The 14,940-nt window shown below is 71.5% G+C and carries 14 protein-coding genes; all 14 read left to right on the top strand.

The annotated features are described in order from the left end of the window. Position 1: 1 nt before the first annotated feature. The 14 genes from C6Y14_RS01380 (at position 2) to C6Y14_RS01315 (ending at position 14,928) form a co-directional block, all read left to right on the top strand. Positions 2-1,681, top strand: a complete 1,680-nt coding sequence (locus tag C6Y14_RS01380) for an AMP-binding protein (protein ID WP_107014562.1) — start codon at positions 2-4, stop codon at positions 1,679-1,681. Continuing rightward, the gene (locus C6Y14_RS01375; protein WP_107014561.1) at positions 1,678-2,916 is read left to right on the top strand and encodes an acyl-CoA dehydrogenase family protein; all 1,239 of its coding nucleotides are present in this window, start codon (positions 1,678-1,680) and stop codon (positions 2,914-2,916) included. The genes C6Y14_RS01380 and C6Y14_RS01375 overlap by 4 nt, the downstream gene beginning before the upstream one ends. After that, positions 2,913-4,031, top strand: coding sequence for an SDR family oxidoreductase (locus tag C6Y14_RS01370; protein ID WP_107014560.1), 1,119 nt, complete (start codon positions 2,913-2,915; stop codon positions 4,029-4,031). The genes C6Y14_RS01375 and C6Y14_RS01370 overlap by 4 nt, the downstream gene beginning before the upstream one ends. After that, positions 4,028-5,083, top strand: a complete 1,056-nt coding sequence (locus tag C6Y14_RS01365) for an SDR family oxidoreductase (RefSeq protein WP_159074139.1) — start codon at positions 4,028-4,030, stop codon at positions 5,081-5,083. Before C6Y14_RS01370 ends, C6Y14_RS01365 begins: the two co-directional genes overlap by 4 nt. After that, entirely contained in the window at positions 5,080-6,591 is a 1,512-nt protein-coding gene (locus tag C6Y14_RS01360) for a PEP-utilizing enzyme (RefSeq protein WP_107014558.1), read from the top strand. The genes C6Y14_RS01365 and C6Y14_RS01360 overlap by 4 nt, the downstream gene beginning before the upstream one ends. Continuing rightward, complete coding sequence (locus tag C6Y14_RS01355) at positions 6,578-6,853, top strand: acyl carrier protein (RefSeq protein ID WP_107014557.1); 276 nt, start codon at positions 6,578-6,580, stop codon at positions 6,851-6,853. The genes C6Y14_RS01360 and C6Y14_RS01355 overlap by 14 nt, the downstream gene beginning before the upstream one ends. A 61-nt stretch (positions 6,854-6,914) precedes the next feature. Further along, a complete protein-coding gene (locus C6Y14_RS01350; protein WP_107014556.1) occupies positions 6,915-7,541 on the top strand; it encodes a hypothetical protein in 627 nt (208 codons plus the stop codon). Further along, positions 7,538-8,659, top strand: a complete 1,122-nt coding sequence (locus C6Y14_RS01345; protein ID WP_107014555.1) for a PEP-utilizing enzyme — start codon at positions 7,538-7,540, stop codon at positions 8,657-8,659. The genes C6Y14_RS01350 and C6Y14_RS01345 overlap by 4 nt, the downstream gene beginning before the upstream one ends. Next, positions 8,656-9,453, top strand: coding sequence for a maleylpyruvate isomerase family mycothiol-dependent enzyme (locus C6Y14_RS01340; RefSeq protein ID WP_159074138.1), 798 nt, complete (start codon positions 8,656-8,658; stop codon positions 9,451-9,453). The genes C6Y14_RS01345 and C6Y14_RS01340 overlap by 4 nt, the downstream gene beginning before the upstream one ends. 86 nt (positions 9,454-9,539) lie before the next feature. After that, positions 9,540-10,010 (top strand): SRPBCC family protein, encoded by a 471-nt coding sequence (locus C6Y14_RS01335; RefSeq protein ID WP_107014553.1) that lies wholly within the window; start codon positions 9,540-9,542, stop codon positions 10,008-10,010. Between the two features lie 46 nt (positions 10,011-10,056). Then, positions 10,057-11,643 (top strand): flavin-containing monooxygenase, encoded by a 1,587-nt coding sequence (locus tag C6Y14_RS01330; RefSeq protein WP_107014552.1) that lies wholly within the window; start codon positions 10,057-10,059, stop codon positions 11,641-11,643. Further along, positions 11,644-12,321, top strand: a complete 678-nt coding sequence (locus tag C6Y14_RS01325; RefSeq protein ID WP_107014551.1) for a 50S ribosomal protein L11 methyltransferase — start codon at positions 11,644-11,646, stop codon at positions 12,319-12,321. Positions 12,322-12,405: 84 nt separating this feature from the next. Continuing rightward, positions 12,406-13,965, top strand: coding sequence for a class I adenylate-forming enzyme family protein (locus C6Y14_RS01320; RefSeq protein WP_107014550.1), 1,560 nt, complete (start codon positions 12,406-12,408; stop codon positions 13,963-13,965). Between the two features lie 12 nt (positions 13,966-13,977). Then, on the top strand, positions 13,978-14,928 hold the full coding sequence (locus C6Y14_RS01315; RefSeq protein WP_107014549.1) for a UbiA family prenyltransferase: 951 nt from the start codon (positions 13,978-13,980) through the stop codon (positions 14,926-14,928). Positions 14,929-14,940 lie beyond the last annotated feature (12 nt).

Raw genomic sequence — 14,940 nt, 5'->3', positions numbered from 1 at the left:
CTTGTCGCAGCGTAAGACGGCCGACCACGAGCGGCTGCTCGGCTGGCTGGACGACCCGTCGGACGAACGCGGGATGCGGTTCCGGCTGGACGACGGCTCCTGGCAGCGGCTCACCTACCGCGAACTGGCCCGCCGGACCCTCGGCGCGGGCGCCGCGCTCGCCGACGCCGGCGTGCGTCCGGGCGATGTCGTGCCGCTGGTGGTGCCGGGCGGGGAGGACTTCGTCACGCAGTTCTTCGGGCTGCTGGCGATCGGTGCCACCCCGTCCGTGCTGCCCCTGCCGCTCGCCCTGCGGGCGGGGGAGGGCTACCAGAGCCAGCTGAAGGCCATCACCGCCCGCATCCATCCGCGGCACGCCATCGCGGACCCGCGCTACCACGACATCGTCGGGGAGAACGTGGCACGCATCGGCGGCGGCACCGAGGTCATCGCGCCGCGGTACGCCGACCGCCCCGACGAGGCGCCGCGCGCCTGGGGCGACCTCGCCGTCCTCCAGTTCACCTCCGGCTCCCGCGGCTCCCCGCGCGCCCTGCGCGTCTCGGTCGCCAACCTGGCCGCCAACCTCCGCATGATCGGGGGCTGGATGGACCCGGTCGGCCACGGCGCGGTCACCTGGCTGCCGCTCTACCACGACATGGGTCTGGTCGGCGGACTGCTGGGCGCGCTGACCCTCCAGGTGGAGCACGCCATGATGCGCCCGGAGCAGTTCGTCCGGGACACCCCCGGCTGGCTCGCCGAGTACGGCCGCACCCCGTACACCTCCATGTGCATGCCCAACTTCGGGTTCGAGCGGGTGCTGGCGACGGTCGGGCCCCAGCATCTGGAGGGGCTCGACTTCTCCGCGCTGACCGCCGTCGTCAGCGGCGCCGAGCGGATCGACCCCGCGGTGCTGGCCCGGTTCGCCGCGCTGCTGGGCCCGTACGGTTTCGACGTCCGGGCCCTGATGCCCGCGTACGGTCTGGCCGAGGGCACCCTCGCGGTCACGGGCGTCGGCAAGGGGGACCTGCCCCGGCTGGTGCGCGTCGGCGGCCTTGAGCGGCGCCTCGGCGAGAAGCTGGACGTGCGCGAGAGCGCCGAACTCAGCACCGAGCCGGTCGACGAACCCTGGAACTGGCAGGTCAGCTGCGGCCCGGCGCTGGAGAGCGCTCGCGTGGAGATCCTGGACGAGGAAGGCGCCCCGCAACCGGAGGGCGTCCTCGGTGAGATCTTCGTCCAGGGCCCCTCGGTCGCCGAGGGCTACGCGGACGCGACCCCCGAGGACCTGGCCAGGCTGGGCGACGGCAAGCTCTACACCGGCGACGCCGGATTCCTGCTGGACGGCGAGCTGTATGTGATCGGCCGGCTCGGCGACAGCGTGAAGATCAACGGCCAGAACGTCTTCGTCGAGGACATCGAGATGGAACTCGTCGCCTCCGGAGCCGTCTCCAAGCGGTACGCCACCGTCGTCGCCGGAGTCGTACGCGGCGAACCGCGCGTCCTGGTGGTCACCGAACGCCCCCTGGGCGACCGGCTGGAGGACGTGCTGTCGGTCATCACGTCGTTCACCGGCGACGCGGGACGCGCCCAGGTGCTGACCGTCAAGCGGGGGACCATCCCCCTGACCTCCAGCCGCAAGCCCCGCCGCCGTTCGCTGTGGCTGGCGTACCTGGCGGGCGAACTGAAGGAGCGCGGCGACTCGTGAGTGTGGTGGACACACCGGCGAACACACCGGCGCTGACCTCCCGTCTGTTCGCGGCGGGACCGTTCGGCGAACGCGTGGAGGAGGTCCGCGAACGGGTCGCGGGGCTGTTGCGGCAGACCTTCGAGCCCGTCGCCCGGCAGGCCGAGACCGAGGGACTGTTCCCCCGGGAACTGCTGGCCGGACTCGGCGCCGCCGGACTCTTCCGGGAGCGCTGGGCGCAGGCCGACGCCGCCGAACCGTACGGCGATCCCGGACTCGGCGTGATCATCGCCGAGGAGAGCGGCCGGCTCGGACACGCGGGCCTGTCGGTCGGGCTCAGCCTGCACTGCGAGACGGTCCTGTCGGTCCTCACCCGCTACGGCGACACCCCGCTGCTCGCCGACTACCGGGCCCGCGCGCTGGAGGGACGGCTCGTGGGCTGCCTCGGCGCCTCGGAGCCCACCGGCGGCTCGGACCTCAACGGCGTGCGTACCGTGGCCCGCAGAACCCCCGGCGGCTGGCACGTGACAGGCGAGAAGAAGTACCTCTCCCTCGGCCTGGTGTGCGACATCGCCCTGCTGCTGTGCCGCCTCGACGAGGGCGCCGGACCGGTCGCCGGACGCCTCGGGCTCCTCGCCGTCCCCGCCTCCGGACTCACCCCGCACAAGCGGCTCAGCAAGGCCGGGACCGCCGCGCTCGACACCACCTGGATGGTGGTCGACGCCGAGGTGCCCGCGGAGGCCCTGGTCGGCCGGCCCGGCAGCGGACTGCTCGTCGCGACCTGGGGGCTCAACCACGAACGGCTCTCCATCGCCGCCCAGGCCGTCGGCGGCGCCGCCCGCGCCATCGGACTCGCCACCGCCCACCTGCAGCGCCGCGAGCAGTTCGGCGGACCGCTCATGGAACAGCAGGCCCTGCGGCTGCGGCTGGCCGAACTGTCCTCCCGGCTGGTCGCGCTGCGCTTCGCCGTCTACGCCGCCGCCCAGGGCGTACCGGTGCCGGGCGCGTGCGGCACCCGGGAGATCGCGGCCCTCAAGACCACCGCGGCCCGGTTCGTCGCCGAGGTGACGAGCGAATGCATGCACCTGTTCGGCGGACCCGGCTATCTGGAGGACGAGACACCGATGTCCCGCATGTGGCGCGACTCCCGGCTGGCCCGGATCGGCGGCGGAACCGACGAGATGCTGTGGGAACTGGTCGCCGGCGGACTGGTCCCCGACGACGCCGCCTACGACGAGAGTGTCGACCTCGGATGAAACTGCTGCTCACCGGAGTCACCGGACAACTCGGCACGGCCGTCGCCGAGATCGCCCCCGAGCGCGGTGTCACGCTCGTGCCCCTGGTGCGTCCCGCCCGCCCAGGCCAGGTCCCTTTCGAGCGGGCGTTCCCGTCACTGGCCGCCGCCAAGGTCACCGGCGACGTCCGAGAACCCCTCTGGGGCCTCGGCGAAACCGACCTGAACGCCCTCGCGGACGACGTCGACGCCGTCGTCAATCTCGCCGGGGACACCAACTGGGCGGGCAGCGGCCGTGATCTGTACGCCGTCAACGTGCTGGGCGCCCGCAACGGCTACGACGTGGCCCGCGAGCTGCAACGCCGCTCCGGCCGCCGTGTGGCCTACGTCCAGGCGTCCTCGATCTACGTCGTGGGCGGCACCCTCGGCCGTATCGCCGAGACCCCGCTCACCCTCGACCGCCACCGCACCGCGTACGAGCACAGCAAGTGGCTCGCCGAACGGGAACTGGAGCGGCAGCACGGCCCCGGCGACCCCGACATCCTCATCAGCCGGGTCGCCGCACTGCTCGGCGACTCCCGTACCGGCGCCACCCGCAAACGCAACTCGCTGTACCTGCTGGCCGAACGGTGGGACGACTTGCCCGGCCGGGTCCTGCCCGCCATGCGCGGCGCCAAGGTCGACGTCCTGCCGCGCGACCTGGCGGCCGGCACCCTGCTGGACGCGGTGGCCGGCCTGCACAGGACGGGACCGCACCCCGAGCCCGTCATCACCCACCTCTCGGCCGGGGAACGCGCCCCGACCCTGCGGGCCCTGCTGGAGACGGCACGCGCCCTGTCACCCCTGGCCTTCGGTAAATGGGTCCGGCTCGTGCCCGCCTCCGCCGAACAGGTGCTGTGGATGTCGGCCAACGCCGAACGCTTCCTGCCCCTGTCACCGGCCTGGCGCAACAGCCTCATCGGACTGCGCTACATCGGTCTGGACCGGGTGATGGAACGCGGACGGCTGGCCCAGCTCGTCGACGGACAACTGCCGGAGCCCTCCACCGAACTGCTCGCCCGGCTCCTGTTCGACCTGCCGGAGCCGCAGCGGCCCCTGGCCCCCGCCGACCGCGGATTGTCGAGGTTCCTGGCATGAACGTGTTGATCCTGGGCGGCTCCGGATTCCTCGGCACGGCCGTGGCGCGGGCCTGTGTCCGGTCCGGCGCCACGGTCCGGGTCCTGTCGCGCTCCGGCCGCGCCACGGAGGGCGAGGGCGTACGCGGTGACGTACGGCTGCCGCGCCTCGGCCTGTCCGCCGCCGACCTGGCCCGGGTCAGGTCGGAGACCACCCATGTCGTCTTCTGCTTCGGCTCGGTCTCCTGGACCTCAGGACCCGGTGAAGTACTGGAGACCCACAGCTCCGGGACCCGCTCGGCGCTGGCCTTCCTGCGTGAACTCCCGCACCTGCGGCAGGCCGTGCACGTCTCCTCGCTGCTCGCGCTCGGCCGCTCCGAGGGCCGGATCACCAACCGCGAGCTGTACACGGGCCAGCGGTTCCGCAACTGGTACGAGTACGGCAAGTACTGTGCCGAACGCCTCGTGCGGGACACGCCCGAACTGCCCGTCGGCGTCGTCCGCTTCGGCCCCGTCCTCGGACCCGACCCGCGCGGCGGGCGCCCCGACACCCGGCACGGCCTGCCGATGGCGTTTCCCCACCTGCTCGCGGGCTACCCCGTGCACCTGGCCCGCCGCGGTGACTTCCCCTGCTGGATCACCGATGTGTCCTCGGCGGCGGAGATCGTGCTCAAGGCGCTCGACACGCCCATCGGGCGGGCCACCTGGACCTGGTTCGACCCGGCGCTGCCCACCCTCGGCGAGGTCTTCACCGAGGTGTGCAGGCCCTGGGGCGTCGTACCGAAGATCGTGGAGGCCGCGCCGCTGGGCCGGTTCACCCGCCTGATCGGCGAACGTGTGGGCACGCCAAGGGAGTTGGCCGACTACGCCGAGCCCTGGCTCGACCTGGACGTGGACGTCCTCAAGGACATACCCGAGCCCTGGCCGGTCCCCGACCCCGACTACCTGGGCGCGACCGGCGAGGCCCTGCGGGCGGGCAGGGCAAGCACGGAGACCCTGCGGGCAGGCACGGAGAGCCCACGGGCAGGCACGGAGAGCCCACGGGCAGGCACGGAGAGGAGGGCCCTGTCATGACCGGGCGACCCGCGTCGGTGGACACCGATCCGCATCCGTACTTCACCGTCTACTCGGCGGGCAACTTCGGCGAGGTGGCCCCCCAGCGGCTCTCGCCGATGTCCTGGTCGCTGGTCGGCGACCCGATGGAACGCGGCACCCGCGCCCTGGCCCGACGGCTGTGGGGGCGCCCCGCGTGGGCCGAGGGCGGCCACTACGTCTTCGTCGGCTACTTCGGCTGCCGCCCCTACCACAACCTGGCCGCGTACTGTCATCTGTCCGCGTCCATCCCCGGCCTTCAGCCCAGCGATGTCACCGACGCCTACTTCGAGGGCGTCGACTCCCCGGCCGAACTCACCGCCCTGCGCTCCGGCCGGACCCGCCAGTGGGCGGGCTCCGCCCGGCTGCTGCGGGAGATGCGCGACGCCGGACCGCGGCTGCGCGCCCTGGAGGAACAGGTCGCCGAACTGGAATGGGGCCTGCGCGCCGCGACCACCACGAACAGCCCGATCGCCCTGGCCGGGGTACTGCGCGACGCACAGCCCGTCCTGGAGGAGGCATGGGCGGTGCACATCCTCACCACCTCCGGTCTGGTACCGGTGCGCGCCCTGCAACGCCGGGTCTACGGCAAGCTGCTGCGGCACGGCGAGGAGATCGCACACTGGCTGACCCGGCCCCGCGAACTCGTCTGGGACCGGCTGCACACCGCCGCCGCCACCCTCGACCCCCACGGACCGGGCGACTTCCTGTCCTCGTCCTTCTACGAGGTCGCCGACGGACTCGCCCCGTGGCAGGACTACGCGGTACGGCACAAACAGGTGGCGAGCGGCGGCACCGAGGCGGCCGTGGCCCCGATCGACCCGGCCGAGGCGCTGGCCGGAATGGTGTCCCCGTGGCGCAGCCGTACCGTACGGGCCCTGGCGGTCGCCGTCGGCGAGATGATGGCCGGCCGCGAGCACTCCAAGTCGCTGGCGATGCGCACCCTGCACATCTACCGGCGGCTGCTCCCGGCGCTGGCGACCTCGTTCGGCGAGGACGCCGAGCGGCTGTGGCCTTATCTGACCCTGCGGGAGTTCACGGACCTGGCGACCTCACCGGGACGGATCGAACGGGCCCGGCCGCGGGTCGGGGCCTGCCGGGCGGCGCTCGCCACCCCGATGCCCGAACACCTCGACCTGAGCGCCGGCGACGACGTCATGCGGCCATGGCTCAGCACGACACCCCAGGAACAGCGCGGCGTGGCGCCCGGCATCGGCACCGGCACGGTGATGGCCCCGCAGGACGACCTGCCCGACGAACCGGTGATCATCGTCTGCTCGTCGGCGGACGCGGACATCGCCCCCTTGCTGCCCTTCGCCGAAGGCGTGCTCAGCGAACGCGGCAGCGACCTGTCGCACATCGCCATCCTCGCCCGCGAGTACGGGATCCCGTGCGTCGTGGGCTACCCCGGAGCGGCCTCCCTGCCTGCGGGCACGGCCGTCTCCATCAATGGCAGTACCGGAGAGGTGAACATCTTTGACCGTTCCTGACCGCACTTCGACGCCCAGCGAGACGCTCACCGCACTGGAGGAGATCTACGCCAAGGTCAAACGGGTCCAGCGGGACCTGCGGCCGTCCGACCGGATCGTCCAGGACCTGGGCGTCGACTCGCTGGCCACGCTGGAGATCCTGCTCGCCCTGGAGGAGCGCTTCGGTGTGGCGCTGGTGGACAACCCACGCACCGCCGGGACCGCGACGGTCGGCGACCTCGTCGGACTCCTCGACGAACTGCGCGCCGACCGCGCCTCCTGACAGCCCGTGACCGAGGACCACCTGACTACTTGACCGCCCGACCACGACGACGGGAGATGCCGTGCTTCCCGACACCGCCGCGTTCGATGTGCTCCACGTGCTGGCCCTCAAGGGGATGGCCGCCACCGACCCCCTGGTGGCGGGCAGCCGCTACGCGCGCGAGGACGTGCTCGCCGAACTGGAGAAACTGCGGGCGGACGGGCTCGCCACCCACATGGAGCGGCGCGATCTGTGGCGCGTCACGACCGAGGGACGCGACCGGCACGCCGCGCTGCTGGACGAAGACCTCACCGGCGACGCCCGCGACCGTCTGCGACCGGAGTACGAGCTCTTCCTGCCGCTGAACGACCGGTTCAAGGAGCTGTGCACCCGCTGGCAGCTCCGCGACGGCGTGACCAACGACCACACCGATTCCCCGTACGACCACGCACGGATCGATGAACTCGGCGCGCTGCACGAGGAGTCCATGCCGGTCGTGGACCGGCTCACCGCTGTGCGACCCCGCTTCGAGCGCTACACCGAAGGACTCACCCGCGCGCTGACCCGCCTGCGCGGGGGCGAGCAGCAGGCGTTCACCGGTGTGCTGCGCGACTCGTACCACGACGTCTGGATGGAGCTGCACCGCGATCTGCTGGTCTCGCTGAAGATCGAGCGGGAGACCGAGGAGCGGGACAGGGCGCCACGATGAGCGGCGCCGACGGGCTGGTGCGGCTCACCGGTGACCTCGGGACTGCCGGACCCGCCGGATACGCCGAGGACGCCGGGGACCGTGACCGGAGCGTGCTGGGCGGCAAGGCCATGGGGCTCGCCGCGCTGCTCCGGGTCGGGGCGGCGATCCCCGACACCTGGGTGGTACCGGTCGGCGCCGACCCCACCTCCGCCGCACTCTCAAAGCTCGCCGCCGTGGCGCCGCGCTGGGCGGTGCGCAGCTCGGCCACGGTCGAGGACGGCACCGGCCTGAGCTACGCCGGCCTGTTCCGCAGTGAACTCGACGTCCCGGCAACGGAGTTGGCGGAGGCGATCGCCGCCGTCCGGGCGTCGGCGCACAGCGGCCGGGTCGCCGCCTACCGGGAACGGACGACCGTCGAAGCCGGCCACGTGGAGATGGCTGTGCTGCTCCAGCCGTTCCGTCCTCCGGTACGCAGCGGGCTCTGGCTGGGCCGCGGGCCCGGCCGGGGACGTCTGGAGTGGACAGAGGGCAGCGGGGAGACGCTGGTCTCCGGCGCAGTCACCCCCGCCTGGGAGGAGTGGACGCCCGAGGGCCGTACCGCAGGCTCGGAGCGCGCCGCGTGGGAGAGCGGCGGGCAGTCCGTCGGAGCGGCGTGCGCGAAGCTGCAGAAGGCGCTCGGCGTACCTGCCGACCTGGAGTTCGCACAGCTCGATGAGAAGCTGGTGTGGCTCCAGTTCCGCCCGATGACGGCCGCGCTCGGCGAGGCGCCGGACGAGCGGGTCGACCGGCGCCTCGCCGAGCGGCCCGATGGGGGTGACCAGCTCGTGCGCGGCATCGCGGCCTCCGGTGGTCTGGCCACCGCGCGGGGCCTGCGGCTGCGGGACGTCGACGATCCGCGCTGGGAGCCCGGCGCGGTACTGCTGACGGAGCACACCGACCCGGACTGGGTCCCGCTGATGGCGGAGGCGGCCGCACTGGTCACCGCCGAGGGCGGCATGCTGTGCCACGCGGCCATCGTCGCCCGGGAGTTGGGGGTGCCCTGTGTGACCGGGGTGGGCGCCGCGGCGCTGGCGCGTCTGGCGTCGGGGCGCCCGCTCGCGGTCGACGGCTCGGCGGGAACGGTGGCGGTGCTGTGATCCCCGTACGGGAGGAACTGGCCGATCTGGCCGACGAGCAGCGGGAGTTCACCGAACTCCTTTCGGCCCTCCAGGACGCGGACTGGCGGCGGCCCTCGGCGGCGGCCGGCTGGACCGTCGCCGACCAGGTGGCGCATCTGGCCGACACCGAGGAGGTCGCCGCGGACACCCTGGCCGACGGGCCTCGCGCGTTCACGAAGACCGTGCCCCAGTTTGCGACGGCCGAGGACTTCACCGCCGCGGGCTGCCGCCGGGGCGACGGGCTTTCGCCGGGTGACCTGACCGGCTGGTGGGACCGCGCCGCGGCGAGGACCCGTCGCCTGCTGGCCGAGCGCGGCCCCGAGGACCGCGTGGCCTGGGGCTTCGGAATGACCACCGAGACGTTCGCGGCCGCTCGGCTCATGGAGCACTGGGCGCACGGCCTCGACATCCGGGACGCGCTGGGACTTCCGGTGCACGAGACGCCGCGGCTGCCCCGGATCGCCGCCCTCGGCCACTCCACCCTGAACTACGCGCTGGCCGTGGCTCGGGTGCAGCGGCCCCAAGGTCGCACTCTGCGGCTGGAGTTGACCGCACGAGACGGCACCGGACACGTGGTCGGTCCGGCCGACGCCACCGACGTACTGCGCGGCCCGCTGCTGGAATGGTGCCGGGTCGCGACCCGGCGCGTGCGCGGCAGCCCGAACGCACCGAACGCACCGAACGCACCGAGCGCACTCGTCGCCGAAGGTGCCCTGACCGCCGAAGGCGAACTGGCCGAACTGGCCGTGCTGCACGCCCGAACCTATCTATGACGACGGTGACGCGATCTTTTCGGTCGGCCGAAAAGATCGGCGGCATGCGGAAGGAGGAGAAGCTGTCAAGCCGGTAGTGTGACGCCATGGTCAAGGTGGAGAAGGAACAGACAATCGCCTGTACACCGGAAGCCTTTCTCGGCTTTGTGCTGGACGTGGAACGGTACATCGAAGTCGACGACAAGATCGGCGCGATCTCCTGGGTGCGCAGGGACGGCAATCTCACCGAGTTCAAGTTCCAGCCACGGCTGCCCGGCCTGCGCCTTCCGGAGCCGAAAGCAATTGCCCAGATGCGGCTCACCCCGGGCAAAAGCATCGACATCAGGCTGGCTCCGCTGCCCCTGAACAAGTTCAACCACCGCATGGCGGAATTCGGCGCACGGTTCTCCTGCGAACCCGTGGACGGCGGGATCCGGGCCACCCGGATGATTTCCTTCCGCTTCAATCCCTTCACCCGGTGGATGCTCGACCCGGTGCTCAGGCGCACACTGCCCACGTCCGTCGAGCGGGAACTGCGGTTGAGCAAGGCGATTCTGGAACGCGGCGAAACCGGATAGCCTCGGAAACGCGATCCGCGCACAGGTCGACGACAAGGGGAAACCCATGCCCGTATCGGCGAACGACGCGACCCCGGACATCAATCCGGACGCGATCCCGTACGCCAATCGGGGCGGGACACCGGATGCCCATCCTCACGCGACTCCGGAACAGCCCGGGGAACCGGCCGGGGAACGATACGCGCATGTCATCGTCATCGGCGCGGGATTATCGGGAATTGCCGCAGCGGTCAAACTGCGACGCGGTGGCATCACGGACTTCCTGATCCTGGAGAAGGCCGACCGGGTCGGCGGGACCTGGCGGGAGAACACCTATCCGGGCTGCGCCGTCGACATTCCCTCGCCGATCTACTCCTTCTCCTTCAACCCCAATCCGGAGTGGAGCAGGAACTTCGTCGGCCAGCCCGAGCTGCTGTCCTACATCGAGGACACGGTCGACAAGTTCAGCCTGGCCCCGCGACTGAGCCTGGACACCGAACTGCTCGACGCCTCCTGGTCCCAGGAGCGCCGGCGCTGGGTGCTGGAGACCAGCCGGGGACGCCACACCGCCCAGCATGTCGTCTTCGCCTCCGGCCTCCTCCACGCGCCGATCATTCCGGACCTGCCAGGACTGGACGCCTTCCCCGGGCCCGTGTTCCACTCGGCCCGCTGGAACCACGACGTGGACCTGACCGGCAAGCGGGTCGCCGTCATCGGCACCGGCTGCTCGGCCGTCCAGCTCATCCCCGAGATACAGCCACAGGTGCGCGAGCTGCACGTCTTCCAGCGCACCGCCGCCTGGGTCATGCCCCGGCTCGACTTCCGGGTCCCACGGGCCCTCCAACGGCTCTTCCGACACGTACCGTTCACGCAGCGGCTGTTCCGCGGGATCTGCGACGCCGTCCTCAAGTCGCTCGCGCTCGTCATGCGCCGCGCGAGCGTCGCACGGCTGCTCACCCCGGTCGGCAAACGCGTCCTCAAACGCCAGGTGCCCGACCCGGACCTACGCGCCCGGCTCACCCCGGACTTCACCATCGGCTGCAAACGGCTGCTGCTCTCCAACACCTACCTGCCGGCCATGTCCCGGCCCAACGTCCGGCTCGTCCCGCACGCACTCGCCGCCGTCGAGGGCGGCGAACTCGTCGCGGCGAACGGCGAGCGCGCCGAAGCCGACGTCATCGTCCTCGGCTCCGGTTTCGAGCTGCGCCACCCGCCGATCGCCGAACGGATCCGCGGGCGCGACGGCAGAACGCTCGCCGACACCTGGGCCGTCGACAGCCCCGAGGCCTACCGGGCCACCACCCTGCCGGCCCTTCCCAACGCCTATCTGCTGCTCGGCCCGAACATCGTCATGTACAACTCGCTGCTCGCGCTCGCCGAAGCCCAACTGGACTACATCGTCGACGCGATACGCACCGCACGCGACCGCGGGCTCGACGCCCTGGAGATCCGGCCCGAGCCGTTCCGCTCGTTCAACGACGAGGTGCAGCGCGGTCTCGCCTCGACCGTCTACAACAACGGCGGCTGCACCAGCGTCTACCTCGACGAGAAGGGCAAGAACTTCGTCACCTGGCCCTGGTCCACCAAGCGGCTGCGCAAGGACCTGGCCCGCTTCGACATCGAGAACTACGCCACGACTCCCGCGGAGCGCTGAATGTACGACTACACCCAGCCCCTCAGGCGCAGCGAAGCCAGCCGGGCGAAGGTACGGCAGCGGACGGACATCGAGCTGCGCGGCCGGCACTGGACCCTGCTGCCGGACGTGTTCTCCCCGGCCGACTCCAAATCCAGCCTGGCCCATCTCGACCTGCTGAAGTTCCCGGTCGGCGGGACCTTCCTGGAGATCGGCTCCGGCACCGGACTGATCGCCGTCAGTGCCGCGCTCGCCGGCTGCCGCGCCGTCCACGCCACCGACCTCAATCCCGCGGCCGTCCGGAACACCGCGCTCAACGCGGAGCGCTTCGGCGTCGCGGACCAGGTGACCAGCGTCGAGAGCGACCTCTTCGACGGCCTGCGCGACGCACCCGCCTTCGACGTCGTCTACTGGCACTCCAACAATGTGTGGGCCCCGCCCGAACTCGACATCAACGTCCACGAGTTGGCCTATGTCGACCCCGGATACGACGCGCACCGACGCTACTTCCGCGAGGCCCGCCGGCATGTGGCGCCCGAGGGACGGGTGCTGATCGCGCTGAGCAGCCGCGCCGGCCGCGCCGAACTCGAAGAGCTGGCGGCGGCCGAGGGGCAGGCCCTGCGGACGGTCGACACCACGACCGTGGCGGAACCGGAGGGCCCGGTGGTCTACGAACTGCTGGAGGTCGTCCCCCTGTGACCGCCGGCCTGCCACCGGCCGCGCCCTCGCCGTGAGGCCGCCACCCCCCCGCTCGTCCCACCACCGCCCGAGAAGAGGCCACCCTTGATCTTCGACAAGCTGCTGGCTCTGCCCAGCGACGCCGAGCCCTGGATCGTCGACCACGAGCCGATCATCGTCGCCGCCCGGGACGAGCGGATCGCGCCGAGCGAGATAGCGGACGCCGCCGCGCGGGCCGCCACCGCCCTGCGCTCCCGCGGAGTCGTCCCGGGGGAGCGGTGCGTCGTCTGGCTGGAGTCACCGACCGACATCATCGTCGCCTACGCGGCCGTCACCGCGCTCGACGCCGTGCCCATCCTCCTCAGCCCGACCCTGCCAGGCCCGGTCGCCGCCTCGATGGTGGAGAACGTCTCCGGGATCACCGCCGTGATCGCCACCGACGACCGGCTCGCGACCAGCGAGAAGACCTTCCCGGACATCGGCCGCCTCGTCGACTGGCGGGACATCGCCGCCGAACTCCCGGACCACCCCAGGATCACCCGGCGCCGCGAGGTGGCCTCCGACGCCCCGTACGTCATCGTCCACACCTCCGGCACCACCGGCATCCCCAAACTGGCCGAGTGCTCCAGCGCCAGCATCCGGTTCAACGCCCGGGTGCAGGCCGTCATCCACTGGCTGTCCCGCCTGGACGGACACCTCGCCCTGGTCATCTCCCCGGTGCACGGCCGGACCGTGGTCGGCATCCTCGCCGCGCTCATGCGGCGGGCACCCCTCCTGCTCCTCCAGGACGACTCACCGGACAACGTGGACCGGATGCTCAAGCGCCACCGGCCCGTCTACCTGGAGACCCACCCCAACACCTTCCGCGCCTGGCAACACCTGGCGCCCGGCGGCGCGTTCCGCTCGATCCGCTTCTTCGGCGCCGGATTCGACGTCATCCACCCCGACACGGTCGCCGCCCTGCTCGGGGGCTCGGCCCACCGGTTCGCCGTCTGCGTCGAGGTGTACGGCCAGAACGAGACCGGCCCCATCGCCATCCGCAGCCATCTGAAGGGCGCGCAGAGGGTGACGCGCGCACTGCGCCGGATCCAGCGGTCCAAACTGCTGCGCGGGCATCCCGCCGGACCGCACTTCCCGTTCTGCCGGGTCCGTATCGTCGACGACTCCGGGCGCACGGTACCGGCCGGCACCCCCGGCCGGATGGTGGTCAACACCCCCGGCGTCTTCTCCGGCTACATCAACCGGCCGGACCTGACCTCCCGGAACTACCCCGACAACCGCTGGTGGGACACCGGCGACTGGGGAACGAAGTCGCGCACCGGCCGCATCACCCTCATCGACCGGCAGGTCGACAAGGTCTCCGGCGCCATCAGCGGCATCGGCATCGAGGACATCCTGCTGGAGACATTCCCCGAGTTTCTGGAACTGGTCGTCCTGGAGATGAGCGGAACCCTCCAGCCCGTCCTGTCGCTGCGCCCCGGCACCGAGTTCCGGCAGCGCGCCTGGGCGTCAGCGGCCGGCCGGCTGGCGACGATGGCCGAGCCGATCGTCATCCCCGACCGCGACTTTCCCCGGACCGTCACCGGGAAGATCCAGCGGGAGCAGCTGAAGAAGACGCTGGCCGATCAGCGCCCGGCCGACCAGAGCCGTTCCGTACGTCTTTGAGGGAGCGTTCGTATGACAGCCACCAGCGCGTCCGAGGCCACCAAGAGCTCAACGGCCTCGAAGGCCATGGGATACGTCCGGCTGGGCAAGGTCCGGATCTATCACCATGCCTACGGTTGGATCCTCGCCCTGCTCCTGCTGCGCCTGGACGGCCATGTGGGACGTGACACCGCGCCCGCGCTCGCCCTGCTCCTGCTGATGGTGCTCGCCACCCAGTGGAGCGGGGGAGCCGCCGACGACCTCGGCGGTTTCCGCGACGGCAGCGACGCCCGCAACTACGCGGGCCGGCCGCCCGGCACCGTGGCCAAGAAGCCGCTGCTCACCGGGGTGCTGACGGAGGCGGAGGCGGTCCGGTTCGGCGTCGTGATGTGGGTGATCGCGGTCGCGGCCGGGCTCATCGCCGTGTTCACGCTGGACGGCAAAGCGCCGCTGGCAGCCGTGCTGGTGATGCTCGTGGGCCAGATCGCCTCGGTGCAGTACTCGACCGGACTGAAGCTCAGCTATCTGCCGGGCGGACTCGAAGTCACCATCTTCTACGTCATCGGCTGCATCGGCCTGGTGCCGTACTGGCTGGTCGCCGGCCATGTCACCGCCGAAGCGCTGTTCACCGCGGCCCTCGTGGCGGTGTGGTTCCTGCTGATCGTGTCCTACGGGAACGCCTCCGACAAAGAGGGCGATGCCGAGGTGTCCCGGCACACCATGGCCGTGCTGCTGCCCCTCGGGGCGTTCAAGGTGTTCCTGTCCCTGCTCTTCGTCGCCGGCGTCACCCTGCTGACCCTGCTGTTCACCACCACCCGGTTCGACCCGCTGCTCGCCCTGACGGTCGTGCCGGTCGTCGTCCTGCACGCCGTACAGCTCTACTTCGGCGCCGGAAAGGAAGAGTGGCGCAAGGCGAGGTTCATCGGGCTCAGCTCGGTCGACCTGGGCTGCCTGGGCCTGGCACTCGCCTTCGTACTGGCATGAGGGAAGCAGTGA

The sequence above is a fragment of the Streptomyces dioscori genome, from assembly GCF_003024195.1.
GTDB classification, from domain to species: domain Bacteria; phylum Actinomycetota; class Actinomycetes; order Streptomycetales; family Streptomycetaceae; genus Streptomyces; species Streptomyces dioscori.
The sequence above is the reverse complement of the archived record's forward strand: the minus strand, read 5'-3'. Positions and strand labels throughout refer to the sequence as shown.